The 23,312-nt window shown below is 59.4% G+C and carries 25 protein-coding genes and 1 pseudogene; 13 read left to right on the top strand and 13 right to left on the bottom strand.

All coding sequences use genetic code 11. From position 1 onward, the window contains the following. Window positions 1-10: 10 nt before the first annotated feature. The 3 genes and pseudogenes from G370_RS1000000121850 to G370_RS0102820 form a co-directional block, all read right to left on the bottom strand. Window positions 11-280: pseudogene (locus tag G370_RS1000000121850) on the bottom strand (hypothetical protein). Beyond that, entirely contained in the window at window positions 271-738 is a 468-nt protein-coding gene (locus G370_RS01000000120685; RefSeq protein WP_154081310.1) for a hypothetical protein, read from the bottom strand. The pseudogene G370_RS1000000121850 and the gene G370_RS01000000120685 overlap by 10 nt, the downstream one beginning before the upstream one ends. A 42-nt stretch (window positions 739-780) precedes the next feature. Continuing rightward, window positions 781-1,074 carry a helix-turn-helix domain-containing protein gene (locus tag G370_RS0102820; RefSeq protein ID WP_019659249.1) on the bottom strand — a complete coding sequence of 98 codons (294 nt, stop codon included), beginning with the start codon at window positions 1,072-1,074 and terminating at the stop codon, window positions 781-783. Between the two features lie 201 nt (window positions 1,075-1,275). On the opposite strand from G370_RS0102820, the gene G370_RS0102815 reads away from it, so the two are divergent. Genes G370_RS0102815 through G370_RS0102805 form a run of 3 tightly spaced genes read left to right on the top strand, consistent with a single transcriptional unit; the run spans window position 1,276 to window position 3,038 of the window. Further along, window positions 1,276-2,139: a hypothetical protein gene (locus G370_RS0102815; protein ID WP_019659248.1), complete on the top strand. Its 864-nt coding sequence runs from the start codon at window positions 1,276-1,278 to the stop codon at window positions 2,137-2,139. Then, entirely contained in the window at window positions 2,136-2,498 is a 363-nt protein-coding gene (locus G370_RS0102810; protein ID WP_026346942.1) for a hypothetical protein, read from the top strand. Before G370_RS0102815 ends, G370_RS0102810 begins: the two co-directional genes overlap by 4 nt. A gap of 45 nt (window positions 2,499-2,543) precedes the next feature. Continuing rightward, on the top strand, window positions 2,544-3,038 hold the full coding sequence (locus G370_RS0102805) for an ABC transporter permease (protein ID WP_231110266.1): 495 nt from the start codon (window positions 2,544-2,546) through the stop codon (window positions 3,036-3,038). A 463-nt stretch (window positions 3,039-3,501) separates the two neighbouring features. On the opposite strand, the gene G370_RS01000000120680 is transcribed toward G370_RS0102805, so the two are convergent. Next, entirely contained in the window at window positions 3,502-3,867 is a 366-nt protein-coding gene (locus tag G370_RS01000000120680) for a hypothetical protein (protein WP_019659244.1), read from the bottom strand. A gap of 218 nt (window positions 3,868-4,085) precedes the next feature. Here G370_RS01000000120680 and G370_RS0102790 point away from each other — a divergent pair, with 218 nt between their 5' ends. Then, on the top strand, window positions 4,086-4,520 hold the full coding sequence (locus G370_RS0102790; protein ID WP_019659243.1) for a BLUF domain-containing protein: 435 nt from the start codon (window positions 4,086-4,088) through the stop codon (window positions 4,518-4,520). Between the two features lie 439 nt (window positions 4,521-4,959). Here the strand turns inward: G370_RS0102790 and G370_RS0102785 are convergent, their stop codons facing one another. Further along, complete coding sequence (locus G370_RS0102785) at window positions 4,960-5,259, bottom strand: hypothetical protein (RefSeq protein WP_019659242.1); 300 nt, start codon at window positions 5,257-5,259, stop codon at window positions 4,960-4,962. A 61-nt stretch (window positions 5,260-5,320) separates the two neighbouring features. Between G370_RS0102785 and G370_RS0102780 the strand changes: the two genes are divergently transcribed. Further along, window positions 5,321-5,935, top strand: coding sequence for a hypothetical protein (locus tag G370_RS0102780; protein WP_019659241.1), 615 nt, complete (start codon window positions 5,321-5,323; stop codon window positions 5,933-5,935). 652 nt (window positions 5,936-6,587) lie between these two features. On the opposite strand, the gene hxsA is transcribed toward G370_RS0102780, so the two are convergent. The 5 genes from hxsA to G370_RS1000000121165 all read right to left on the bottom strand — a co-directional run bounded on the left by hxsA (window position 6,588) and on the right by G370_RS1000000121165 (window position 11,245). After that, window positions 6,588-7,250, bottom strand: coding sequence for a His-Xaa-Ser repeat protein HxsA (gene hxsA, locus G370_RS1000000121170; RefSeq protein WP_019659239.1), 663 nt, complete (start codon window positions 7,248-7,250; stop codon window positions 6,588-6,590). 2 nt (window positions 7,251-7,252) lie between these two features. Continuing rightward, on the bottom strand, window positions 7,253-8,422 hold the full coding sequence (hxsC, locus tag G370_RS0102765) for a His-Xaa-Ser system radical SAM maturase HxsC (RefSeq protein ID WP_019659238.1): 1,170 nt from the start codon (window positions 8,420-8,422) through the stop codon (window positions 7,253-7,255). Beyond that, window positions 8,409-9,905, bottom strand: coding sequence for a His-Xaa-Ser system radical SAM maturase HxsB (gene hxsB / locus G370_RS0102760; RefSeq protein ID WP_019659237.1), 1,497 nt, complete (start codon window positions 9,903-9,905; stop codon window positions 8,409-8,411). The genes hxsC and hxsB overlap by 14 nt, the downstream gene beginning before the upstream one ends. After that, window positions 9,892-10,197, bottom strand: a complete 306-nt coding sequence (locus G370_RS0102755) for a hypothetical protein (protein ID WP_019659236.1) — start codon at window positions 10,195-10,197, stop codon at window positions 9,892-9,894. Before G370_RS0102755 ends, hxsB begins: the two co-directional genes overlap by 14 nt. A 601-nt stretch (window positions 10,198-10,798) precedes the next feature. Then, window positions 10,799-11,245, bottom strand: a complete 447-nt coding sequence (locus G370_RS1000000121165) for a winged helix-turn-helix transcriptional regulator (RefSeq protein WP_080112492.1) — start codon at window positions 11,243-11,245, stop codon at window positions 10,799-10,801. Window positions 11,246-11,306: 61 nt separating this feature from the next. Between G370_RS1000000121165 and G370_RS0102740 the strand changes: the two genes are divergently transcribed. Then, complete coding sequence (locus G370_RS0102740) at window positions 11,307-12,254, top strand: aromatic alcohol reductase (protein WP_026346940.1); 948 nt, start codon at window positions 11,307-11,309, stop codon at window positions 12,252-12,254. 778 nt (window positions 12,255-13,032) lie between these two features. Here G370_RS0102740 and G370_RS1000000122040 read toward each other — a convergent pair. After that, window positions 13,033-13,281: a winged helix-turn-helix transcriptional regulator gene (locus G370_RS1000000122040; RefSeq protein WP_367141463.1), complete on the bottom strand. Its 249-nt coding sequence runs from the start codon at window positions 13,279-13,281 to the stop codon at window positions 13,033-13,035. Window positions 13,282-13,563: 282 nt separating this feature from the next. Between G370_RS1000000122040 and G370_RS1000000122075 the strand changes: the two genes are divergently transcribed. The 5 genes from G370_RS1000000122075 (at window position 13,564) to G370_RS0102720 (ending at window position 19,337) form a co-directional block, all read left to right on the top strand. Further along, window positions 13,564-14,376: an MCP four helix bundle domain-containing protein gene (locus tag G370_RS1000000122075; protein WP_050563243.1), complete on the top strand. Its 813-nt coding sequence runs from the start codon at window positions 13,564-13,566 to the stop codon at window positions 14,374-14,376. Next, window positions 14,336-15,703: a methyl-accepting chemotaxis protein gene (locus G370_RS1000000122070; protein WP_080112491.1), complete on the top strand. Its 1,368-nt coding sequence runs from the start codon at window positions 14,336-14,338 to the stop codon at window positions 15,701-15,703. The genes G370_RS1000000122075 and G370_RS1000000122070 overlap by 41 nt, the downstream gene beginning before the upstream one ends. Before the next feature lie 55 nt (window positions 15,704-15,758). Then, window positions 15,759-17,336 (top strand): EAL domain-containing protein, encoded by a 1,578-nt coding sequence (locus G370_RS1000000121970; protein WP_032955122.1) that lies wholly within the window; start codon window positions 15,759-15,761, stop codon window positions 17,334-17,336. An 80-nt stretch (window positions 17,337-17,416) separates the two neighbouring features. After that, window positions 17,417-18,187, top strand: a complete 771-nt coding sequence (locus G370_RS0102725) for a GntR family transcriptional regulator (RefSeq protein ID WP_019659231.1) — start codon at window positions 17,417-17,419, stop codon at window positions 18,185-18,187. Window positions 18,188-18,608: 421 nt separating this feature from the next. Beyond that, window positions 18,609-19,337, top strand: coding sequence for a response regulator transcription factor (locus G370_RS0102720; protein WP_019659230.1), 729 nt, complete (start codon window positions 18,609-18,611; stop codon window positions 19,335-19,337). A 297-nt stretch (window positions 19,338-19,634) separates the two neighbouring features. On the opposite strand, the gene G370_RS0102715 is transcribed toward G370_RS0102720, so the two are convergent. Next, window positions 19,635-20,003 (bottom strand): H-NS histone family protein, encoded by a 369-nt coding sequence (locus G370_RS0102715; RefSeq protein ID WP_019659229.1) that lies wholly within the window; start codon window positions 20,001-20,003, stop codon window positions 19,635-19,637. A 119-nt stretch (window positions 20,004-20,122) separates the two neighbouring features. Beyond that, window positions 20,123-21,520 (bottom strand): site-specific integrase, encoded by a 1,398-nt coding sequence (locus G370_RS0102710; RefSeq protein WP_019659228.1) that lies wholly within the window; start codon window positions 21,518-21,520, stop codon window positions 20,123-20,125. A gap of 357 nt (window positions 21,521-21,877) precedes the next feature. On the opposite strand from G370_RS0102710, the gene G370_RS1000000121025 reads away from it, so the two are divergent. Both G370_RS1000000121025 and G370_RS1000000121535 read left to right on the top strand, forming a co-directional pair. Then, window positions 21,878-22,243, top strand: coding sequence for a DUF6624 domain-containing protein (locus G370_RS1000000121025; protein WP_019659227.1), 366 nt, complete (start codon window positions 21,878-21,880; stop codon window positions 22,241-22,243). A 420-nt stretch (window positions 22,244-22,663) separates the two neighbouring features. Next, window positions 22,664-22,984 carry a type II toxin-antitoxin system RelE/ParE family toxin gene (locus tag G370_RS1000000121535; RefSeq protein WP_143568718.1) on the top strand — a complete coding sequence of 107 codons (321 nt, stop codon included), beginning with the start codon at window positions 22,664-22,666 and terminating at the stop codon, window positions 22,982-22,984. Window positions 22,985-23,312 lie beyond the last annotated feature (328 nt).

The following is a 23,312-nucleotide window of genomic DNA, read 5'->3' as shown; positions in this document are numbered from 1 at the left end:
GCGAAGGCTTCTAGGCTCGGGTCTGTTGTCCGTGAAGCACGAAAAGGAACATCGGCAACCGGCTCAGCATGGCAAATGCCCCCAATGCCCATCAGGCTGAGTACCATCATGGCCCACCACTGCCACCAGGCAATCCATTGTCTCGCGCCTGGTCCACGCGGGGCTCGGCCGGATGCCGCGGTTCCGCCTTCCGGCTTGCGCTTCGGACCATGAGCGGCCCGACGACGAATCCGAAAGGTCCTGGGAAGGGCTGAAGCAGGTTGAAGAGGTCTACCTCAATGCCGTCGACCGGACCAGGCCGTAGACGGCCCCGCCCAGGACCGGCATCACCACGTGCGCCGGCACCAACGCCAGGGACAGCAAGCTGAATATCGCCCGGACTTGCTCAGGACGTGGCACCAGGTCGGCAAAGCCCATTCCGAGGAAAGCGGCCAAGTGGGCGGCTACCACGATGGCCCAGGTCACGAAGAACCCTTTCCAGAACCCACCCCGCTTAGGCGAGGGAGGGGCGTACGGTTGCCGCTCGGTTTCTTCCTGGCGTCGGTAGGCCCGGGCGTTGATCCAGTAGAGAAACCCCAACGAGGCCCAGGTGGCCAAGCCGCCCGCGATGGCGAGCCAGCCCAACGGGGCGCGCTGCTGCAGGTCGTCGAGGCCGCCGGCTAAGAACAACAGGCCGGGTGACCGAAATTTCAAGAAGATCGCTGGCAGCCGGGCGGCGAGCTGTATCCAATTCGCCACAGTCGCGGTGCCGCTTGCGCCCGGGCAAACTACCGCGGTTGCCTATTCGGGATGCGCTAAGAGGCGGTCAATGGCTTGCTTCCGCCTCCCCGGAGGGAGCGCGGCGAGCCCTTCGAGGGCTTGAGACAGCTTGGCCTGCTGGGCCTCGCTTTGAATGCCCAGTGCCAAAATCGCGTCGGCCATCGCCGGCGTCGTCGCCAGCAAGTAAGCCGGCGGCACGCCCAGTGCCTGCGCAAGCTCAAACAGTGCTTCCAGGCTCACCGTCATTGACTCGCTTTCATAGCGACTGATGCGAGCCGATGCGGTGTCTTTGTCCAGGCCCATCCTGACCCCCACTTCGCGCTGGCTGAAGCCTCGAAGGATCCTGGCTTGGCGCAGTCGCGCCGCCACGATCGCTCGCGGAGTTGTCGGCGTAGTCACAGGCTGAACGGATGCAGTGCAAGCATGCACCGATCATGACGCAAGGCCTACGTCCCGGGTAGACTCTACGTGCCACGTAAGTCTGTGGCAAGTCCATCCAAAGGAACGAGGGGCTGTATGAAGAACGGGGCAGTTCTGGCTGGCGCGCTCGCGCTGGCCGTATCGACGGGCGCCAGCGCCCAATCCACGACCGCATCGGGCCTGCTTCGTCAGATTGGAGGGGCCCTATCAGGAAAGTCCGGGTCACAGGCCAAGGTGTCCCACCCCCTGTACGCCGAACCTGCCGGGATGTACTGGGACCTGGACGAGGACACCCTTGAGGGTGCTCAGCACCTGCGCGAAGGGCTGTCTTCCACGGGGGCACAAGGGATCGACATGTGCGACATGGGCCTGTTGGCCATGGCCCATTCGTCCTATCAGTTGCCATCGGAAAAGCGGCAGTGGTGCTTGCGGCAGGCTTGGGTGGCCGCAAAGAGGACGACGGGCAGCAAAGAGGCAGAGCCGCCTGCGGCGGCGATCGAGAAGCGCTTCGGGCCTGGCTTCGACGCCCGCCTGGAGCGGTTCAAAGGGATTCGGCGGTATGCCGTTCGCCCGAACTTCAAAGCGCTGGGTGGGGTCAGCTACAACGCGGATCGAGAAGTCATGGAAGTGTTCGTGCCTATGCCGCAGATCTCGCTTGCTGGGTTGAGTGTCACGGGAAAGAACTTCGTCCCCTGGATTCGCAAGACGCCCACGGGCGTGTCCAGCCCGCCGAACGCGGGGCGCTACCGGTTGCTGATCCGGATGGACCCGGCCGAAGCGGCTAACCTCGCGCGTCAAGGCCGCTCGTTTCAAGACGACCGCGTGGTCTTCTCGGTCAATCGGGTTTGGATCGACGGCACGGAGCCCAAGATGGACGTGACCGTCGAGAAGGTGAGCCTGGGCTATCGGAACGAAACGATCGAAGTGGACGTCACTAAGAACCTAGGAGAAGGTGCATGAAGCGTGGAATGGTGGCCGCTGCAGTAGCCATTGTCGGCTTGGCCGCATGCAGCAAGGCGGACCAAGGGCCGTCGATGGAGCAGGTGGCGAAGGGTTATGAGCAGTATTTGAACGAAAACCTGGTGGCCGAGCTAGGGCAGCGCGTGGAAGTGCGTGGCTGGGAGGACTTGAACGCCGACTGCCATCCGAGCGGGCCCGAACGAACGACGTGCGTCACGGGCGGCACCCTCGATGTGATCGGTTTCCAGGGCGGTCGCCAGCTCAAGGAGAGTCCTGCACCCGTGCCGGCGCGAGCGGATCTGGTGTTTGAAAAGCGGGCAGGGCAGTGGCTGCTTGTTGATGCGCAGAAGAAGCCCTGATCGGCCCCTGTAACCCGCCCTCGGTTTCGCTCATTTGGAGGTTCCATGAATGTCCACGTTCGCTCTCACTCGACCGCGTCCAATATGCAGTGGGCCCTGCTCGCACCCGCAACGGTCCTTCTTGGAGGCGCTGGCCTGCTCGCCTTCGTAGGCGGTGCAGAAATTTCTGGAGAGCTTGGGCTTGCCTGGCAGGCTGTGGCGGCGTTCTCGGCTGGAGTCGGCGTGTTGGCGCTCCTCCTGCTGCTTTACGTGCTGAACTGGCGGGCGGCGCGCGTTCGGGCAGCCAGGGCGGTCAATCCCTTCTTGGAACCGAGGCGCGGGGGCTTTTGGAAGGGGGCACTGATGGGCACGCTGGTCGTGGTGGTCGTCCAGCTGGCGAGCATCGGTGTAGGGATCTTCTACCCTGGCCTGATCGAGTCGGAACGCAACTTCTTCGTGTCTGTCCCGCCGCTGGCGTTGGCTGCCCTCTACACCGTCTTCCCGATTGCGCCACTCATGGGCGGGCTGATCGGGCGCGTGTGGCGGGCCACCAGTCTGTAAGGCGTGCCGGCAGCTTCTGACAACCATCAAAGGGGGCAAATGCCCCTTTTCAGCGGTTCGCGAAAGATGCCGGCGGCGATGGCCACCTACTCCCTTCGATGCTCGATCAAAGCCGTCCGGCAGTTCTCGCAGGCGTCCCTGAGCCCCGATTGGGCCGCCGCGATCAATGCATCGGTGCCCATGACGGAAGCTTCGTTCCGTTCGACGATCAAGATTGGTATGGCCTCGGTGGCCTGCCGCCAATCGCTAGCTAAGCGTGGTTCTTTCTTGTTACCGCGAACGTTGCCCATCGTTGCTGCCTCCGTTGAAGATGGAAGCATCTAACCATGCGTCTGAAGCTTGGCAAGGTATACGGAGTAGCGGATCTGAAAATGTGTCAAGCCATTTGCGATCTGAGGCTTAACTGCTATCGAGCTCTCACTATCCCGTAAACTGATTCATCTCCCACTGCTAGTTTCCTTCTTCAAGCCGGTCTGTCATCCACGTTGAGTGTCGCAATGATCTCCCCGGCAACCTCAGCAGTTGCGCAGAGGAAGAAGACAGCATCCTTCTCCGCCGCCTGGGACAGGAAATGGTGGACGGTGATCAATGCGGCAGTCGTGTTCCTGACGAACACCTCGTGGCACTGCGAGAGCCGAACATGCGCAAGCTGGGCTGCGAGCGCCTGCCTGGTTGCGTGGACTTCGGCACGGTGATCGCTGTCACTTCGCCCGGGAAGACCCACTCCGCATCCGGTATAGACACATTTGTCCTTGAACCTGGTTTTCCAGACGAATTGAGGTGAGTTTAGTTCGAAGGGCGGAGCGTGGAGGGGATTGCTCTTGATCATGCAGTGGCGATGACTCTGGGCTGATCGCTTCCTGCGAGTTGCGCAAGAAGAGTCCGATGCCGTTCTTGACCGCTCAGCATTGAGCGGCGTCGGCGAGAATAGTTGCGCGAGCGTGAAGGTCCCGCGACTGAGTGACCTCTCGCTTTCGCCTTTGCTTCCTGCACACCCAGAGCACAAAGCGCGGCGTAGGCTGACGCCTTAACTCGAGGTTGTTAGGCATGCTCAATTGCTCGGTTGTCTTTGTAAGCTCAGCAGTAGAGGAGCTGACTGAAGTGCGGATTGCCGAGCTGATGGCAGCCGGCGCTGAGTTCAATGAGGCATGTGGTTCGCGCGCAGTTGTGTGCTTCGATGGAAGCCGCTTTTTCACCTACCTTGAGGGGACCGCCAGCGCGGTAGGTGCGACGATGGTCTATGTGGAGTCGCTGGACATCCACTCAGAGCTTGTGCAGCTCGCTAGAGGTGCTGTCCAAAAGCTTCGCTTCTCCGATCAGCCTCTGCTGTTCATGCGGGTGTCCACTCCCTGTTTGAAGACCTTGGTTCGAGCGGACTGGACCAACTTCTCACAGCGTTTGAAGGGCAGGTTTGAGCCCGTGACGGGCATGGAGCAGCTCGCCGAGCTCGTTGCCCGACACCGAGAGCCAGCCGAGGCCTAGTGCGCGCCGTGGGCACGTAGGAGGGCGCAACTGGGGTTCGTTTCAGGATGAGGGTTTGCTTTCAATGCGGGAGCGCTTGATGGCACCTGCGGCGAAGATCCCCGCGATAACGAGGGTGCGGTGCGGGATCTTGAGACGCGAGCAAGGACGACAACGCCGCGATTGGGCGCATAACAGGGGGCGGCTTGTCGAGCCGGGTGGCCCTAGAGCCGGTTGGTGCAGGTTATTCTGCACAACCCAGCTTCGAGCATAGAAATGCACGCCTTCCAGGATTGGACGTTCAGCGCCAATGGCAGAATCATAACCGCCAGAGTGGAGGTGGATGGAAACGGGGGTGGAACCATCACTCGGTTTGAGACTCGTCCTGGTCCCGCTCAAAGCGGCCTTTCGATCAAGGTCAGCTCTCAGCGGGAGGCGGCCACCAAGCTGGAGCAGATCCTTACTGATCTATTGGGCGCTGGCTGGTAGGGCCTGGGTCCATCAGGGATATCTGTTCGGTGAGCATCCGAAGAGACTGCTGAAAGGCAGCGGTGAAGATCGGGCCATCGAGGCCGGCATGAGTGTCCGCCGCTTCCACCAACATCAGGTCCCAGATCCGGCGCAATGATGGCGGATCACTGTGGGTGGCGATGGTCGCGCCGAGAGCGTACTCCATCGCTTTGAGGTATCCCGGATGCGCTTCTAAGTCGACCTCACATGCGTGCAGGCGTTCAGCAAGTTGCTCCAGGGTGTACGTCATAGCGGACTCGACTTGAGGATGAATACGAGAGATAGTCCATCTAGGTCATTAGGCAGACACAATGAGCATTCTCAACGTCTTGCTGAGCCCTAGCCAGCTCCTCGTTGCTGTTGACACCCTGGCAGAGGATGCCCGGACCGGCGCCCACTCCTCGGGCGCCAAAATGCTCCTGATTCCGCAGCACAATCTCGTGATGGCCGCACGCGGGTCTACGCAGTTTTTTCTTCGTGTCTACGAGCTGGCGCTTCAGGCGAGCTTCCGCGCAGATTTCACGATGGAACAGCTTTCTGCGGAGCTGGGCTTGGTGCTGGACCAACTGTGGCCGAACTACGTAAGGGCAGCTGCCGAAGCGCGCCTACCGATTGACCATCTCGGGACTGAGCTGGTTCTTGGGGGCTGGTCGCCCAGGAATGGTCGGATGATGGCAACTGCGTACGCCAAGAACGACAGCACCAGACCTACCATTGTTCAGTGCCTTGATGGCGGCTTGGCCTCGCCGGGAGAACCCTTGGCCGGCAGGCCTGAGAGCTTTGCCCCAGCCGATGTCCTCGCAGCCGGCAAAATCCAGGCCACTTGGCTTAACGCGCGGGTAGGGCGGCAGGTGGCTGGTGGTCGGCTTCTGGCGACGTTGCTGCGCGATGGGCAGGCGGTGATGCAAGATCTAGGTGCGATCTAGATCTTCGGGCACCAGCCCCGCTAGCGCCAGGATCCTGTCCTTTCTCATCTGCTCTCCCCAGAGAACCCACGCTTGGTCTACGGTCAAAATCCCCGTCACCGCGCATGCGGGACAGGTGAGCTCCACCCCCCCCACAGCATCGGTAAGGCCTTGGCCATGCGACATACGCGATTCGTCCCCACACGAGCCACACTTGGCCTGTAGGGATTCCACTCGCTCGATCGTTCCATTCAGGCGCAGCAAAGGGCGAATCCGAAGGATCCGGAAAGCGGTCGAGGGTGTCATGTGTCATACCTGAGAGGGGCTAGACACAGGGGCGAAGGATTTCGCGCCAGAGAGGAGCCAGTTGGGTCAACCTTACACCATGAACCGTTAAGAGTTTCACTCCGGCCGAAGCTCTGCGCCCCGGAGGAAGGCTCTAGAGCCTGCCCACCGGATCGATGCACGCGGATGCTTTGAGAGCGTGCCCCCAAGCGAAGCGCTGCGCCGTGTGCCTTTACGCCATGGCCTGGGTAATGCGCAATCAAATCCTGGTCTCGACCTCACGGGGTGTCAGGCAAGGCTCCCCGGGGAAGGGGGGGCTTCACGAACGCTGGTGTGTGGTCAGCTCCTGGCATTAGGCGGAAGCCACGGCATGGTGCCGGCGAGCTGATTAGAGCCGCACCCCGAGTGCGTCGAGCGTCGGAGTTGTCATCGTTCCTGTCGCTCGAATGCCGTGGGCCAATTGGAACATGCGCAGCGCCGATTGGGTTTCAGGGGTAAGCACCCCGTCGATGGCGCCCGGATCGTAGCCCTTGGAATAGAGCGCTGCCTGGACGCGCATGATGAGCAGCTTGAGCGCATCGGCGTCCCGTCCCTCCGTGACTGGCTTTTCGTAAGTGCCAGGTTCCAAGGTCAGGTTGTTCGTAGACCTCGAGTTTGCTCGGGTGGCTGGATCCAGATTCTGGGTCGGGTAGCTGTTCAAATGGCTGGCGCCACTCCCGGTGGTTCGGGAAGTTGCGGGCGCCGCCGGTTTCGCTGGCGTGGTGTAGCGGGTGGGCGGTGGGGTATAGGTCGCCGGTGGCGGGGTGTAGGAGCGATACGAGCTTCCCGACCCGGACGAATGGGAGCGATGGGAACTGTGTGATCGATGGGAGCTGTGGCTGCGGTGCCCTGCATACAGGTTGTGCCGGCCTGCATTCAACGAGGTGCTCAGGACGGTCGCGTATTTCCCGTCCAACTCGGAGAGCCTGGAAAGTTCGGACTGGCCCTTGGGCGGCTCCGTGCCCAGGGTTCCCAAGGTGGCGGCGCCGACGATCATCAGTGCGTTGGACATGATCAGGTTTCCAGGACAGGAGAGATGGACCGGCTGGTCCAAGCCGGTGTGACCCACGAGAAGAAGCCGCCGCACCGCTGTCGAACCGAGCAGGTTTCGCAGGCGGGTAGGTAGTCGTTCTTCCAAGGCGAAATGCTCTGCACGGCGTAGGGCCAAAGCGATCGGTCCAACGCGCACAAGGGCAGGTTGTAGAGCGAGACCGGGATTCCGCCCTCGGCCAGCAGCCCTACCGCTTCGGACAGGACGTCACCGTAGTCCGCTGGATCGGCCCAAAGCTCACGCTGATGGGCTTTGGCAAAGCCGATGGGCTCGATGCCCATCAGTGCGACGTGTTCGACGAAGGGCAGGTTGCGCCAGATGTAGCGGGCCAGCTGTATCAGCCGCTCGACCGTAGGTTTAACCAACACGACCCGTATCTCCACCCGCTGCTGGGCAGCTTCCAATGCGTAAAGCCCACGAAGGGTCTGAGCGAACGCCCCCTCGCTTTGCACGACGTAGTCGTGCAAGGCATAGCGGTCTCCGTAGAGCGGAATGCCCCAGCTCAGGTTAGGATGGAGGCCCGCAAATTTCGCGTGCAGGCCGGGCTCACGCATTCGGCCGTTGGACAGGATGTGCAGGTGGGTGTTGGGCAGCACGTGCGCGCATTTGGCCACCACGTCGACCAACCCGTCACCTAGCAGGGTCGGTTCCCCGCCGCTGATCGCCAGCGAAGGTTCCTCCGGATCGATGAGGTCGATCAGGTCCAGGAGGTGCCTCACCCGCCAATCGTCTTGAACGTCTCGGGGCGGCTGAGAGCACATCAGGCAGTAGCTGTTGCAGCGCTCGGTGGCGAACAACACATTGCCGGTGTCACCGCGCCGATATCGGATCGCCACCTTCTTCTGCAGGGGATTGAGCTCCACCACGTCCCCAGGCTTGCAAACACCCGGCGGACCTTCCAAGTGAACGAGAGGGGCCTTACCGGGTGAGCGCAACCCGCTCGAGGGCAAGACTGCACCCCAAGGCAGGTTTAGCAGCTCATTGCTGGCGTGGTCCGCTGGGACGTCCCGCAGGTCCAGAGCCAAGCGCTCGAAGGGAAGTGCTGATTGGGCAAACTCTGCCAGCGACACGACCTTGAGCAGGCTGGCCTTCGCCGACGGCGCCAGCTCGGCTCTGGTTTCAAGCGGCAGCATGGACGGCGTCCTCTACCGATGGCTTCGGATTGGCCCAAGAGCGCATCAACGCTTGGATGTTCCGGTCAGCCTTCTCGTATCGTTCCAGCAGAAAATCAAAGAGCCCCATGTTCCGTTGGCAGAAGTCGCTGCTGGGCCGATGGCCGATGGGATCCCCCTGGCGGGCGTAGTGCTCGATCGGATCGGCGCCGCACATCGGCACAAACGCGCAGTCGGAGCACGTGGGTAGGGCCTCGGCGACCCCGGCGTCCAGCAAGCGGGCCATGGCGGGCGAGGACAGCCATTGGCTGACCGGTTGGCTGACGTGGCCCAAGGCAAAGGCATCGTCCCCCATTGCGGCCAGCATGCGTGCCTCGTCCGACGGATAGACCCGCCCGTCGTGGTCGTAGATGACGGCGCCCAACCCGGCTCCGGAGGGCGATCGGAGATCGACGTAGCCGTGCCCGAAGGACGTGAAGAGCTGGGAGAGGAGGAGAGACGCGTAGGACTCTTCCATGGCGTAGCCGGCCAGGTTCACCGACAGCAAGTGGTCGAATGCGCGTCGGTAGAAGGCCAGGAAGTCTTCCGTGGGGTAGCCGGTGCGGCGGGCCGTCTTGGTGGCGAACCCGTAGGGGCTTAATGGACGCAAGGAGATGCTGTGGAAACCCAGCTTCCGGTATTCGTCGATGATGGCCTCAGGAACCTCGAGGCTCTGGCGGGTCAGCGTCGTCAGCGCCGAGACGCCATCGTCTCCGAGCCAACGGCGTGCGCGTTCAATCCCCTCCACAGTCCGCCGATAGCTGTCGCGGCCGGGCCGGGGGCGGTTGGCGTTGTGGAGCCATTCGGGACCGTCCAGCGAGGTGGAGAGCTTGAAGCGATGTTCGGTCAGAAACGCCAGCTGGTCGTCGGTGAGGTCATGCAGGGTGGATGCCAGCACGAAGCGCAGGGTGCGTCGGGCGCTCTGATTTCGCTCGACGATCCGCCGGGTGATGGCCTTCACTTGCTCAAAATTGAGCAGGGGCTCACCTCCTTGGAATTCGATCGTCAGTTCTTGGCTCGGCCATTCGAACAACCGTTCCACCGCCTGTTCGGCGTGCGTACCTTCCATGTCGAACGCAGTGGCGCTCGTCTCCTGCCGGGACACCTGGCAGTAATTGCATGTGTGGTGGCAGCGCAGCGACACCACGAAGATGTGGAGAGCGGGTCCACCCATCAGGTAGGACTTTCGGCTGCGAATTTGACTGAGCAGGGGCGCCAAGCTGCTTCGGTCGATCCCGGCGACGGCCAGGTGCCGGGCTTCCAAATCTGCAAAGAGGGCTGAGTTGGTCGGCAACTGGTGGGTCACCAGGCACTGAACGTCCTCCATCTTCATCAGGAGCCAGTCGCCTGCCATGGACGAGACAAAAGCACGGTGTTCGTCCCAGGGAAGGCGTCTGAACCGTAGAGGCAACAGTTCGTAGGCCGATGGGCCGGCGAAAGCCTCAGCGAGCCTAAACCTCGACATGGGGCACCGCCGGCTGTGCCTGGTTCAGTGCTGCACGAAGCAGCTCCTGCTGAAGTCCGCTCGTCTCCGCTCGCACGGCCGCTCGCAGGCGCTCGTCCAGCAAGTCTCGGGAAAACCGGGCCCAGAGGTCCTCTGGCAAATTAGAGCCGTCCAGAGACCACAAGAAAACGGTGAGGTTGGCGCCTTGCCCGCGTATCTCCACCCCAAACTTGTCGGTATAGCGATGCGCCGCGCGAGCGGTCACCTCGTCCGAATACAGTGTGCGATCAATAGTGAATTGCGAGCGTTCCATTGCCCATCCCCCTTTGATGCACGAACTGTGCTCCTGACCGGGCGCTGTTGCAAGTTCGGCAGTCGGAAGTCCCACTTGCTGCAGATTCCCTGTCTCCACAAAGAGCAGCGGTAGCTTGGGGCCTTCTTTCAAGCGCTGGACGCCCGCAGCCTATGCTCCGGAATGAAGCCAAACAAGCTTCTTTGCAGAGGATGGGCGGCCATGAGAGACATTGTCTTTCGGTCTTAATGGCGCCGATCGTGGAAGCGCGATATGCGGGCTTGACCGAGCCGATAGTGCTTACTCGCAACTACTTGGGGCAGCGACCTGCTCCTTGATGCGCAGGCAGTGATCTTTCAACGTTGGATTGAGCGCAAGTGCCGGCATTGCCGTCGCATCAGCGTGGAGTGCGAGCAGCTGGCTTTATCGGGCGAATCTGACACCCAAGTGCGGAGCCTGGTCGATATTAATCAACAATCTCCATGCCAGCCCAGCTGAGCGAATAGCCCGGGGCAGGAATGCCGCAGCGGCACAAAAGAAGGCGCCGCGCTCGTGACAGATAATCAAGAGCTCTCCAGCAATCGTGCTGAAGCGATAACTGAGCTTAGTTAGGTCGTTCTGTTCAGGCCTCGTCGCGTGGCAGCTTTCTATCGAACCTTTCTCGTGCGGATCGAAAGCTGCTGACGTTCTCTACAATCCAAGTCCAAAGAGGGACCATTCGAACCAGGAGCTCATATCCAGAGTCGGAGAGTGCATATTCGACATGGGGCACCACTTCATCGAACTCGCGACGCACTACCAGCCCATCGCGCTCCAAATGGCGAAGCGTACGGGTCAGCATGCGTTGCGTGATTCCGTGCATCCGACGGCCGATCTCTGCATGTCGAAGCTGACCATAAACGCCTAGTGTATGAATGACACCTAGCGACCAACGGCTGCCTGCATGGGCAAGGACCTCTCGACGAAGCCCATCGTCATCATCTCGAAGTCCATCGCAGACCGTCTGGGAGTACTGAAGGATGTCTTCTCTACGGAGATTGTCTGACGGCAGTATCACGCGTGTGCCCATCTTTCGCGCCAGTTCACGGGCTGGCAGTATACCGGAAAGACAAGCTGAAGTGAGTGCAGTGATGAATAATGTGAATTATGACGTTAAGTCGAGAAATATTCTTGTATTGGGAGCGGGTGAGCTCGGTATGCCGGTGCTGCGCAGTCTGGCGCGTCGTGCGAAGGAAGTTGATGGAGCAAAAATAAGTGTCCTGCTTCGCGAAAGTGCCGTCAAATCGGGCGATCCGTCCAAGCAGAAGGATATTTCAGATATTCGTAATGCGGGTATCGAAATTGTGCTGGGGGATTTGGTGGATGACTCGATCGATGAGTTGGCTTCTCTCTTCTCCCGCTACGATACTGTGATCGGCTGTGCTGGCTACGCTGCGGGCATCAACACGCCTATGAAGCTTGCCAAGGCCGCGCTCCAGTCTGGCATTCCGCGCTACTTCCCATGGCAGTTCGGGGTGGACTTCGAGGCGATCGGTCGTGGTGGTCCGCAGGATATCTTCGATGCGCAGCTGGACGTTCGCGAGTTGCTGCGGTCGCAAGACAGGACCGATTGGGTCATCATCTCGACAGGTATGTTCATGAGCTACTTGTTTGAGCCCGAGTTTGGCGTGGTTGATCTCGAGAACAGTGAGGTCCACGCGCTGGGTAGTCTTGATAATGCTGTTACGCTAACAACACCCGATGATATTGGCCGCCTAACTGCGGAGATCGTGTTCTTTGATCCAACTATTCGTAATGAGATTGTCTTCTTGGCTGGCGACACCGTCACCTATGGTGAAGTTGCGGATAAATTGGAGGCTGGTCTTGGTCGATCCTTCAAGCGTTCCGTCTGGACGGTGCCTTTCCTCTTGGAAGAGCTGAAGAACGATCCCAAGAACATGATGCGCAAATACCGGGCTGCATTCGCCATCGGCCGCGGCATGTCTTGGTCGAAGGCCGGGACATTTAATGAGCGCGAAGGCATTCCGGTCACGGACGTGTCAGCGCTGATCGCCGCTGAGCTGGGAGGTGTTAAATAGCTTGCCTGGGCTAGTCGTCGTCCTCGCTGGGCAACTGGCGGTAGAGAGGTAGTCCTTGCTAGATCTGCGGCGAGTTACTTGAGGTGCTGATCGCAGCGTCTGTTTAGTAATGCCAAGTGGTTCCACAGATTAGGTGGGAGTCATGTGTGTCCCTGAGGTCCGCTACTTGCGCTGATTCAGGAGCCGCTCAGCGCCGGATAGCCCACCTGCGATGAGCGAGCGATGCCGCTTGGCGGTTGATTTTGATAGGCGGTCGGCCTGAAGTTCACTTCATGTTGCCTCCAACACCGAGGTATCACGCCAACGCGGCCGCCCTCCGGGGCGGACCGCGGCTTTGATGACACCAGGAGAGAGCTTGTGCGTACCGAGCTCCAGTTGTAGACGGAGCTAGATTCTCCGCCACGGGCATCGAGGAGGCCGTCAAGTAGCTGGGAGTGCCGAAGGGCTCGTTCTGCTACTACTTCGACAGCAAGGAAGCCTACGACCTTGTCCATCTGAGCGATCAGCCCAAGGGGGCTAGACTGCCCCAGCGGCACTCAAAGGCGCTCTGGTCGAGCCAGGCATCCATGAACTCTCCAGCAAGCACGCTCAGTCAATAGTTGAGCCCAGAGAGATCGCTCTGTTCAAACCTCTTCGCGTGACAGCTTGCTGGCGAACGGCTCTCGTACGAATCGAAGGCTGTTGAGGATTCTCTCCAATCCAAGTCCAAAGAGGAAATAATTGAGCCAAGATTTCGTCTCTCGGGTCAGCAAGTGCATATTCGACTCGGGGTGCCAGCTCATCTAAGTAGTGACGCACTTACCAGCCCATCGCGCTCCAAATGGCGAAACCTACGGGTCAGCATGCGTTGTGTAATCCCGTGCATCCGACGTCCGATCTCTGCAGGACGAAGCCAACCATTGAAGCCGAGTTGGTTATGCGTGTGTATCCCTGCCTCCGTCCGGGAATATCCATTCAATGGGAGATGGTCAGGGGCAATGTGGACCTCTCCCCTGACAGGAGGCGCCGCCTGCCTCGAGGGGGGCATGTCCTTGCCTTCGCTGGCAACTATGGACAAGTCATGGACAAACGAAAGATACATGTTCCTGCTGATTTCGATGGCGCGCAGCTGTAAACGGGCAGGACCGACTCTTTGGATACGCAGCGCCTGTCAAGAAAGGTGGTGAACGTCGCGCAATGTCGCTTATATGGTGGTCATTGCGAAAAGTCCAGGTGGGGTGCTACTCCGCTGTGGGAGGGCTAAGGTTGTGCCGGATGGGGCCGATCACTGGCCCGCTGACGTTGTCGGCCAGGAGCCAACTCCTCCCCCATGAAAGGTGTGAATGTGAAGAATTTCTTGATGCGGTTCAGGGTCGGTACCCGCTTGAGTGCCGCCTTCGCTATCTTGATCGCGGTTGCGATGTCCATCGTTGCGTCCGGTCTTTGGACGCTGTCCCGTGCTGAGCGAAGCATGGACTCGATAGTCAAAGAGAGCATGGAGCGCATTCGACTCTCCAAATCCATGGCAAGCGCGAACATGCAGATCAGTATCTCGTTGCGTGAACTGATCATGCTGCAGGACAAGGATGTCCAGGCATCCTTGATGCGAAAGATCGCCGAGCAGCGGAAGGTGTACGACGAGGCTCGTGATGCCCTCTACGCAACCCCTGCCGACGAGGAAGGGAAGAGGATTCGTGCCGTCATCACCGAAAAGCGACTCGCAGCGCGTCGGGTCAATGACTCAGTTGTCGAGGCGGCCTCGCAGGGTGACGTAGTTCAGGCTACTAAGCTTCTCGCAGAAGGAGATGTGCTCCTCAATGAGTGGCAAGCTGCCATCTTTGCCAACGCGGAGCTTCAGGAGCGCTTGGCGGACGCAAGCTATCGTGAGGCACAAGCCGCGAGCGCCAGCGGTCGCACGATGCTTATCACAGCCGGGCTTCTCGCGATCGTGCTCAGCATCGCGTTGGCAATTGCGATCACGCGCAGTTTGACCGTTCCTTTGGAGCAAGCCACAAGAACTGCCAATGCCATTGCATTGGGGGGGCATCGAGAACTTAATCAAGGTGGAGGGACGAGACGAGACAGCAGCACTGTTGAGAAGCATGAGCGCGATGCAGGATCGCATCAAGGCTCTCATCGCTGATCAGGAGGAAATGGCCTCTGCTCAGGCCGAAGGGCGGACGTCCCATCGTATTGATAGCTCCCGTCATCCGGGTGCCTTTGGCCAGCTCGCAATTGACACCAACGCCATGGTTGAGCGCTCCAACATGCTGATCGAACAGATCGTCGACATCGCTCAGCATTACGCGATAGGGGACATGAGCGTACGGATGGAGGCTCTGCCCGGAGATCAGACCGCTATCACAGAAGCTATGGAGACCACACGAAGCAATTTGTTGGCGATCAACGAGGAGATTCGTCGTCTTGTTCAAGCCGCGGCATTGGGGGACTTTTCACAACGCGGAACTTCAGATGGCTTTAGTCACAGCTTCCGAGAGATGATTGATAACCTTAACCAGATGTTCGACGTCAGCGACCGAAGCCTTTCGAGTATCGCGAGTCTGCTGGGGGCGGTGGCTCAAGGCGATCTGACCTACCGTGTAGCCGGCCAGTTCAGTGGCGTTTTCGCCAAAATGCGTGATGCCGCGAACTCCTCCTCGGAGCAGCTTGGCAGCATCGTACGAGGCATCCAGGACGGAGCCGGAGTCATTCGGGTGTCCGCCGCGGAAGTGAGCAAGGGAAGCTCGGACCTGTCACGTCGCACGGAGCAGCAGGCGGCGAACCTGGAGGAGACGGCTGCGTCGATGGAGGAGTTGACTTCCACGGTGCGCCAGAACGCGGATCATGCCATGCAGGCTAGCAAACTCGCTTCGGATGCTGGTGAACTTGCCCTTCAGGGTGGCCGCGCTGTAGATCGGGCAATGGAAAGGATGGAAAAGGTTGAGGGGTCGTCTCAGCGTATCGCAGACATCACCGCCGTGATCGATGGGATTGCCTTCCAAACGAACATACTAGCGCTGAACGCGGCCGTGGAGGCTGCTAGGGCTGGTGACCAAGGTCGGGGGTTTGCAGTAGTTGCAAGCGAGGTCCGGACGCTGGCCCAGCGCAGCGCTGAGGCAGCGAAGGAGATCAAGCAACTCATTGATCGCTCGGTCCAGGATGTGGTCGACAGCTCGAACGAGGTCCGGCAGACGGGGGCCACCATCCATCAGGTCGTTGAGAGCGTCCAGCGCGTACGCGACATGATCACGGAGATATCCGCAGCCTCCCAAGAACAGACTGCGGGCATTGAACAGGTTAACCAGGCGGTGATGCAGATGGACGAGGTGACACAGCAGAATGCTGCATTGGTGGAAGAGGCCTCAGCAGCAGCCGGTGCCGTCGAAGACCAGGCCGATGGGCTTGCTCAGGCAGTCGCATTCTTTAAGGTAAATACTGAGTTCCGCCTCCGTTTGGTTCACGCCAGTTGAGTCCGATCCCGCCGGATAGCAATCTGTCCGGCGGGTCCTAACCCCGGAGTCAGGAATGCGCAAGTCATCCGCTAAGCGGCGATCTTTGCGATGGGCACTTCTCCGTTCAGCGCCTTTTCTTCTGGGGATAGCCGTGGTCGCGAGCACTCTGGCGGCGGCCCAGTTGGCAGTCACGCAGCGGGCTAAAGTTGAACTTGCCGACTATACGGTCGTTCTCTTGGAACACGCTCAAGATGTTGCCCGTGCCGGCGTTGATGGGTTGAACAAGGCGCTGTTGATAGATGCCGCGCCCTGTGGAGATGAGGACTTAGCCGAGCTGCGTCTCATAGCGTTTCACTCCCGCTACATTAAGGATGTTGGGAGATTGAGCAACGGGCGATTGATATGTACAGCAATATGGGGGCGCCTTCCTACGCCTGTAAAGCTTGTCGCTCCGAATCGCCTCGTTCGAGGCTATTCGCTCTGGCGGAGCGTGGCCGCCCCTGGCGATGGGCGCATCAAAGTGGACCTCGCGTCGTACGGAAACGCCATTGTGACCACGGCTCCAACGGCGTTTGAGCGAGTGGCAGTGCCCATGGAGGGGGGCGGAGCGTTGGTGGTCACGCGAGACGGCAGACACCGGTTTCAATCCTTTGGCGCAGTGCAGGAAATGTCGCTGGGCACGAACGGGGCGTTGACTCCATCTGCCGGGCACGTCGCCACACGCGCCTGCAGCAGTGAGTTCGATATCTGCGTCGTTGCCCAAGCCGCATCCGGCAGCCTATGGAACGAACCTTCTTGGACAGTTACGTCCATCCTTGCGCTGGCTCTGGCTGGAGGAGCAGGGTCAGGGGCTCTACTGAAGGTCTTCCAAGGGCGGCGGGAAGCTCTGGACCTAATGCTGACTCGCGCAATTAGGCACGGAGACATCGACTTGGTCTACCAACCACTGCGACGCTTGTCTGACCGTCAGATGATCGGTGTCGAGGTCTTGGCTCGTTGGCGGACACTGACTGGATCCGATGTTTCGCCCGACACCTTCGTACCCATGGCGGAACACCTGAAACTCGGCACTGAGCTGGCGAAGGTGGTGGTCGCGAAAAGCCTAGATGAGATTGGATGGCGCCTACGATGTGGGGACGGCTTCTACGCAAGCATCAACCTGTCTGCCCAGGACATTCTGAGCATCGGACTAAGACAGTTTCTGCTTGCGCAGACAAAGATTTATGGAGTTTCGGCATCCGCCATAGTCCTAGAGCTGACAGAGCGATCCACTGCCTCTCAGCAGCTGCTGATAGAGGCGCTGCGCGAGCTGGAGCAGGCGGGCTTCAGGGTGTACCTGGACGATTTTGGAACTGGCTACTCGAACTTCGCCTATCTGGCTGACCTTCCTCTCGCAGGGCTGAAGATGGACCGCCGGCTCACCAGAGCTGCAGGCACTCATTCTCCGGCGAGCCATGCCGTTGAAGCCATCTGCGCAATGGCTAAGGCGCTGAAGCTGCCGCTTGTAGCCGAAGGCGTTGAAACCGAGCAGCAGGCGATTGCAATGTGCCGGCTCGTTCCCGACGCCGTTGGTCAAGGCTGGCTCTTAGGAAAGCCATGCAAGGCCGGCGCATTGCCCGCAGGTGAGAAGTTTGAAGGGCGACATCTGTGAAAGTTGGGCCCAGGACAACACAGAGCGGCGCTCCTCAGAAGGCCAGCGCGCAATGGAAAGGAAAGAGTAACGAAGTGACAATGTCCGATCGACGCCAGCCCTACAAAGGCCAACCGAAGCCTCTCTATCATGCGCTCGCGCAGTCAATCACCATTGACATTGAGCGCGGGGCTCATCCAGTGGGGAGTACTTTGCCGTCCGAGAAGAATCTCATGTCAGTTCACGGCGTGAGCCGCCAAACCGTGCGCCGGGCGTTGGCATTGCTCAGGTTCCAAGGCTTGATCGCGTCTCGCCCAGGGGTTGGCTCGATGGTGCTTCCGGCGCCACAGGAGGTGGAGGCATTTCCCCCGATCATTTCTGTAGATGGCCTTCGCGAGCTTCTCCGAAGGACAGAGCTTCACCACGTATCTTTGGGCTTGATCACCGTCAATGAGCGCCTCTCGGACGTTCTGGAGTGCCGGCGTGGTATCCAGTTGTCTGAGGCTTGTTTTCTAAGAAGGCGGTCAGCTGCTTCACTGCCGGCGGGCGTTGTGCGAGTTTACCTCCATCCGGAGTATGCGGCGGCCCAGATCACCTCGCGGATAGCACGTGGGCCGATCTATCAGAATCTGGAGCGGATGTACGGCATAGCCGTGACGGAAGTTCGGCAGGACATGACGGCTACGGTTCTCGACAAGGAGACCGCCGATCTGCTTCAAGTGGCGCCAGGTGATCCCGCACTTCAAGTTGTTCGCTTCTACTACTCCACAGCCGGCAACCCTGTCGAAGTGGCTGTCAGTCACTACCCAAGCTCACGCTTTCGACAGAGTATTAGGTATCCGCTGCCCCCGGCAAGTTGGCAGGCAGGGTGAATCAAGTGTGGCGTTACGCTGCGGCCGCGGGGCGCGAGAGCGGCTCGGCCTGGAGGTCCATCCTAAGCCGCTGTCGCGATCCATGACTACTTCGTCTGATGTCGATGAGCCGGCTCAAATCCTTCTCTCGCTGGCATCTGTCCGCGGATCCTCACGAGGGCGCGGTGGTGCCTGCAAGTACTGCTCTTTTCGGTCTGACGGCAGGGCAATTTGCGGCTTCATCCATAAGTGGATGGCGCTGCTTCGAGCAACCCGCAAAGGTGGGGGAAAATTCTCCATGCGACGTCTGGAGCACTCCCTGCATGTGCGGACATGCGGCGCAGGCTGACCGTCGTCATCGGCCAGTTGGCGACGCCCCGGCGTGGTGATAAGAAGGGCTCGCCGCCTCGACGGCTCCTGGACAAACATCAATAGTTGATCAATGACTCTTTCGAACTCTGTGTACTCGGTGTCGTCTCCTTACAGCGTGAGAAGAGTGCTGTTGGTTGAGGGTGACATTGAAAGCGCCGGCATACTTGAGGCTCAACTTCGAAAGGAGGGGTTCCTCGTAGCGGTTGCTGATGACGGAGAGCATGCCTTGGAGTTGTTCGCCCATTGGCACCCTCACATAGTGCTTCTAGAGACGATGTCTTCCAGGATGGCTGGTACCGATGTGCTCGCTATGATCCGCGGAAGGGCGAGCACACCTGTGATCATGATTTCTGCGATCGACGATGAGCGGGATAGGCTCGGTGCGCTGCATTGCGGCGCAGATGATTACATCGTCAAGCCATACAGTCCGCGGGAACTCGTCGCTCGTGTTCATGTGGTGTTGCGTCGCGTTTCGCTTGGATGGGGAATGGATAGCATCCTCCGGCAGGGAAGGCTGATTGCAGATGGAGTGGCGATGAGGGCACTGGTTGAATCAGAGGCGTCTGGACCGCCGGCTGTCGTCGACTTGACCCTGACCGAGTTCAACATCGTTTATGCGCTACTGCGGTCCCCTTCCAGAGCATTCACGCGTGGAGAGCTGCTCCAAGGCGTCGCTGCCGATGATTCGTCCAGTCGGGTTGTCGACACGCATGTCCACAATATCAGGAGGAAGCTCAAGCATCATGGCATCACCGGAGTGCTGGTGACGGTTAGAGGTGTGGGATACCGCTTCAAATGACGGCCGAACAGTCGCATGGCTAGTAGAGACTCTTGTAGATATGAGTTCGCCTCTGACCGAGTGGGCCGGTCGTTGGCCTAAGCAATGCATGATGCTCAGCATGTTGCGCCAATGTCGCTCGGCCAGGCGGTGGGTTAGCCTGAGTGAAGAAGGTCCAGCGAAGACTTTGAAGCTGCTGTGCTAGAGGTGGATTCGCAATGACGCGAATCCACGGAATTTCGATTTCTGGCGAGGGCCACAAGATGGTGGTTGGTAAGCGTTACAGCGTGAAGTCACGTGGAATCATGACGTGCGGACTCATTTGATCAAGAAGTCGCTCGGCGACTTCCCGTTCTGAACCAAAGCAGCGAGCCACTTCGGTTGGCGCCCACGGCCGGACCAAGTCTCACCAGGGTTGGCCGGATTGCGGTACTTAGGGGCGACCTTGCTGCCGGCCGTCTTCTTCGGATTCCGGACTACTCGCTTGCCGGCCTTTTCCGTGGATGGACTTGAAAGCGCCCCATAGAGCTCCTCAATCGTGTAACCGTGGTCTTTAACATACTTGTTGATCTTGGCTCGCATGGCGGCAGCCTTGGGGCGAGTCAGTACTCTGGTTTGCTGTTTCTCTGCTTGAGCGATCAGCGTCTTGAGTTCTTTTGCCGAGAGGTGGCTGACATCGATTGTCATCTGTTCTATCCGAGGTGCAGAAGGGATAGCGTAGTTCGAAATCCGCCTCGATGCGAATGACGACAGCCTATGGCAACGGCACCGCGTCATTCCGCAGCGGCTTGGCCATTGGCAATAGCTTACGGGTAGAACTTTCCCGGGTCGCTCAGCTGTTTCGCGAACTGCCCCCTCTGGTAGGGCGGCAGCTCCACCGGCGGCGCGTAGCGGCTCAGAAGGTCGATTTGCTTCCTTCGGGCGAGTTCCGGCTTCTTATGGAAGTAGGCCTCATGCAGCACCGGCACTCTCTTGCTGATGCTGTGGCCCGTCAGCAAGGCAATGTCCTCGTCGGGAATTCCCTTGTGATGGAGCTCCGTGGCGATGGTGTGCCGAAAGGCGTGCAGCCCAATCCCCTTCCCGAAACCCAAGCTCTTCAGGTAGGTGCTGAACTGGTTGAGCGCCGCTTGGCTGTAGCGCTGGTTCGACTCACCCGTTTTGCGGTTCACGCCGGCGGTCAGGTGGGGGAACAATCGAGGATGGCCACACGCGCGGATATCCTCCACGAAGTCCAGAAAGCCCGCATCAAGCACTTGGGGAGGGATGGGGAGGGTTCGAATGGCAGACTTTCCTTTCAGGCGCTGACGGCTTCGGTTGCGGGTCTTGTGCGCCAAGTCGGGATCGACGGTCTTCTGGATCCGTATGCACCAGACGCCAGCCTCTTGCACTACGTCCGCTAGTTTCAGCTGAGCGATTTCGTTGATGCGCGCCCCTGTGCACAGGCCAAGGATTGGAAGCCACCAGCGGTGGGGGTACTTGCTAGCCCATGGGACATATGTCTCCAGGTCGAAGATGCGCTTGAGTTCTGCATCGTCAAAAAGGCGCTCGGGCTTGTTCGGATCCACGACCAAGTCTTTCTTGATTTCGTCGAAGGCGACCATCGGCGAGGCACCAATGGCCTTGGATTTCTCTAGCTTTTTGAAGAAGGTCGATAGGAAGCGCCGGTGTTTCTCGAGCGTGGCGGGGGCGGGCGGAGCAACGTTGAGTTGCTTTCCACGCGCGACCGCCTGGTCGTAGGTAAACCTTCGGTACTCGGGGTCGGACAGCAGACGGTCTGGGGCCCAGCGAATGAGGTCCCACAGCTTGTAGATGTGAGCGTGGTCGATGCGGGTGACTGGTATGTCCCCGCAGGTCATTAGAAGCAGCCGTAGGGTGCGAGAGGTCGCCTCGACGGTCTCTCTGGCCAGGCAGCTGTAGTCGCCGCGATTGCGGATGTAGTCGTCAATTTCTACGGAGAGCGAGCGCCCGGGTGTGCCCGCCGGCAGCGGCTCGGGATACCGGGTGCCGTTCTTCGTTGAGCGTGCGCGGCGGGTGCGCTCATAGGCGGCATTGAGAATCTCTTGGGCCTGGATCGCGGCCTCTCGGCTGGTGACGACCAGCTTTCCGATCCGAAACCTGCCGATGCGGATGTCGGACATCTCCAGCGAGCCGTTGGGGTCGTCCAGGTAGATTTGGAGGGGGCTTGGTGGGGGAGTCAACGGCATTGCGGGCTTCCATCGTTTCGATGGAGGTACAGATAAACCAGCTTCAGCAATCGTCAATGGAAATGGGTCGTTCGCGTACCGACCGTAGGCATCTATTGTGAGCGCCCATTACTGCTTCTTCAGGAAAAGAAAATTACGCAGGAACTGGATGAATTTAATGTATTAAAATCAAAGACTTGACTGGATAAAAATTATGTCGAATCGCAGTCATTACGGTACTGTTTAATTTCTACAAGCTAACAACTCCCTCTGAGATGCTAGTTTAGTTCTGTACGGCTGCTAAACGGTGCGGCCAGTTGATGGCTGAGAGATCACTTGGGAGGTGGAGCTGTGGCGCAACGACTCGGTCCATTGTTAGTGATCGCGATCCTCTTCGCGCCGCTGGGAGTCAGCGGTGGGACGCCCACTGACCCCGAGCTGCGCGGTGAGCTCCTGCGGATGAAGAATGCCGATCAGGCGGTGCGGGACCTCCCGCTGACCACCGAGGGCGAGGAGAGGGTGCTCAGTGCCGTCGATGCGGTGCACACCGCTCGGCTGAAGGCGATCGTTGCGGCCCATGGCTGGCCGACCGTGGCGCAGGTGGGCCAGGACGGGGCGGACGCGGCTTGGTTGCTTGCCCAGCATGCCGACAAGGACCCGGCGTTCCAGCGCTCTGTTGCGGAAGCCATGGAGCCCTTGGTAGCCACGGGGCGGGTCAGAGCGTTCAGTTACGTCTATCTGTGATGCATACACGATCCTGGGCGGCACCATTGGATGTTGGCTCCACGATGCGCGAGTGGCATACCTGACAATGCTGCCAGTTCCATCGCCCGCATGATCTCTTATCGGTTCCGATAGCGGCCAGATAGAACTAATGGGCAAGTTGACCCGTGTTTGTGGTCTGATAGCCTAGAGTCGCAATGCGTGCTTGAACAAGGAACTCATTTTTGGAGGGCGTGATATGAAAGAAAGTGATCAGGATTGGCTGGCGCGGGTTGCTGAAGTGCGGGAACGACTACGTGATGGAACGGAGCCTGTGATCCTATTGGAAGAGTATGAAGAGCTCCGGGCTGCGAGGAAGAAGAAGCGAGAGCTGGGAAGGCAGATTGGTGCCCCCCCGAAGCCCCTCTATTAGGTGGCCTAAATCCTTCTGGCTTTAACTGAATGATTCATGATTTCGCCTATGGAGTGGGTGTGAAAATTTATCAGGTCAGGATTACTGCGAGTGCCCAGGGGCAGCTGGATGCATGGGAGTTTGAGCATTCCCAAAAATTTGATTGGTCCGCAGCTGACGCTTACATCGATGATTTCGTCGAGGATGCTCGCACGCTATCGGACAACCCCCTGCGTGGGACGCTTGTGACGGTTGGGGGAAATGTTTTTCGACAAATTACTGGTTCGAGGACTCTGTGCCGCATCTCATATGATGTGGATGAAGATTGTGCGTATGTGGATGTTCTTGATTTTCGCCGTGCCAGTAAGTAGAAAGTATCAGTCAGTTTGAGGGTCTATTGCTGGAGTGATCTTAAGGCTGGCATTTGTCTCGTACGGATCGCCGTAGTTCCAGTCCCGGCATGTACGGATTGGTCTGATTCCTGCTTGCCCACCATTCGGTGCGAATCCATCCTTCCAGTGTTCCCTGACAGAAGCAGCGACCCCCTTAATGACCTCGAGGCAGAATGCCGCGTCAAATTGGGTCTGAGATTCAATAGCATGCACAATTCTCCAGCGCTATGGAACGCAGGGGCGTTGTGCAGACCCGGGGCGTTGGGAACCGCGCGCGGTTGAAGCCCCTGGGACGCTTGACGAGCGT

This window comes from Stenotrophomonas hibiscicola ATCC 19867 (assembly GCF_000382065.1).
Classification (GTDB): domain Bacteria; phylum Pseudomonadota; class Gammaproteobacteria; order Xanthomonadales; family Xanthomonadaceae; genus Stenotrophomonas; species Stenotrophomonas hibiscicola.
Note: the sequence above shows the minus strand (reverse complement) of the source record. Positions and strands in the feature narration are given on the sequence as shown.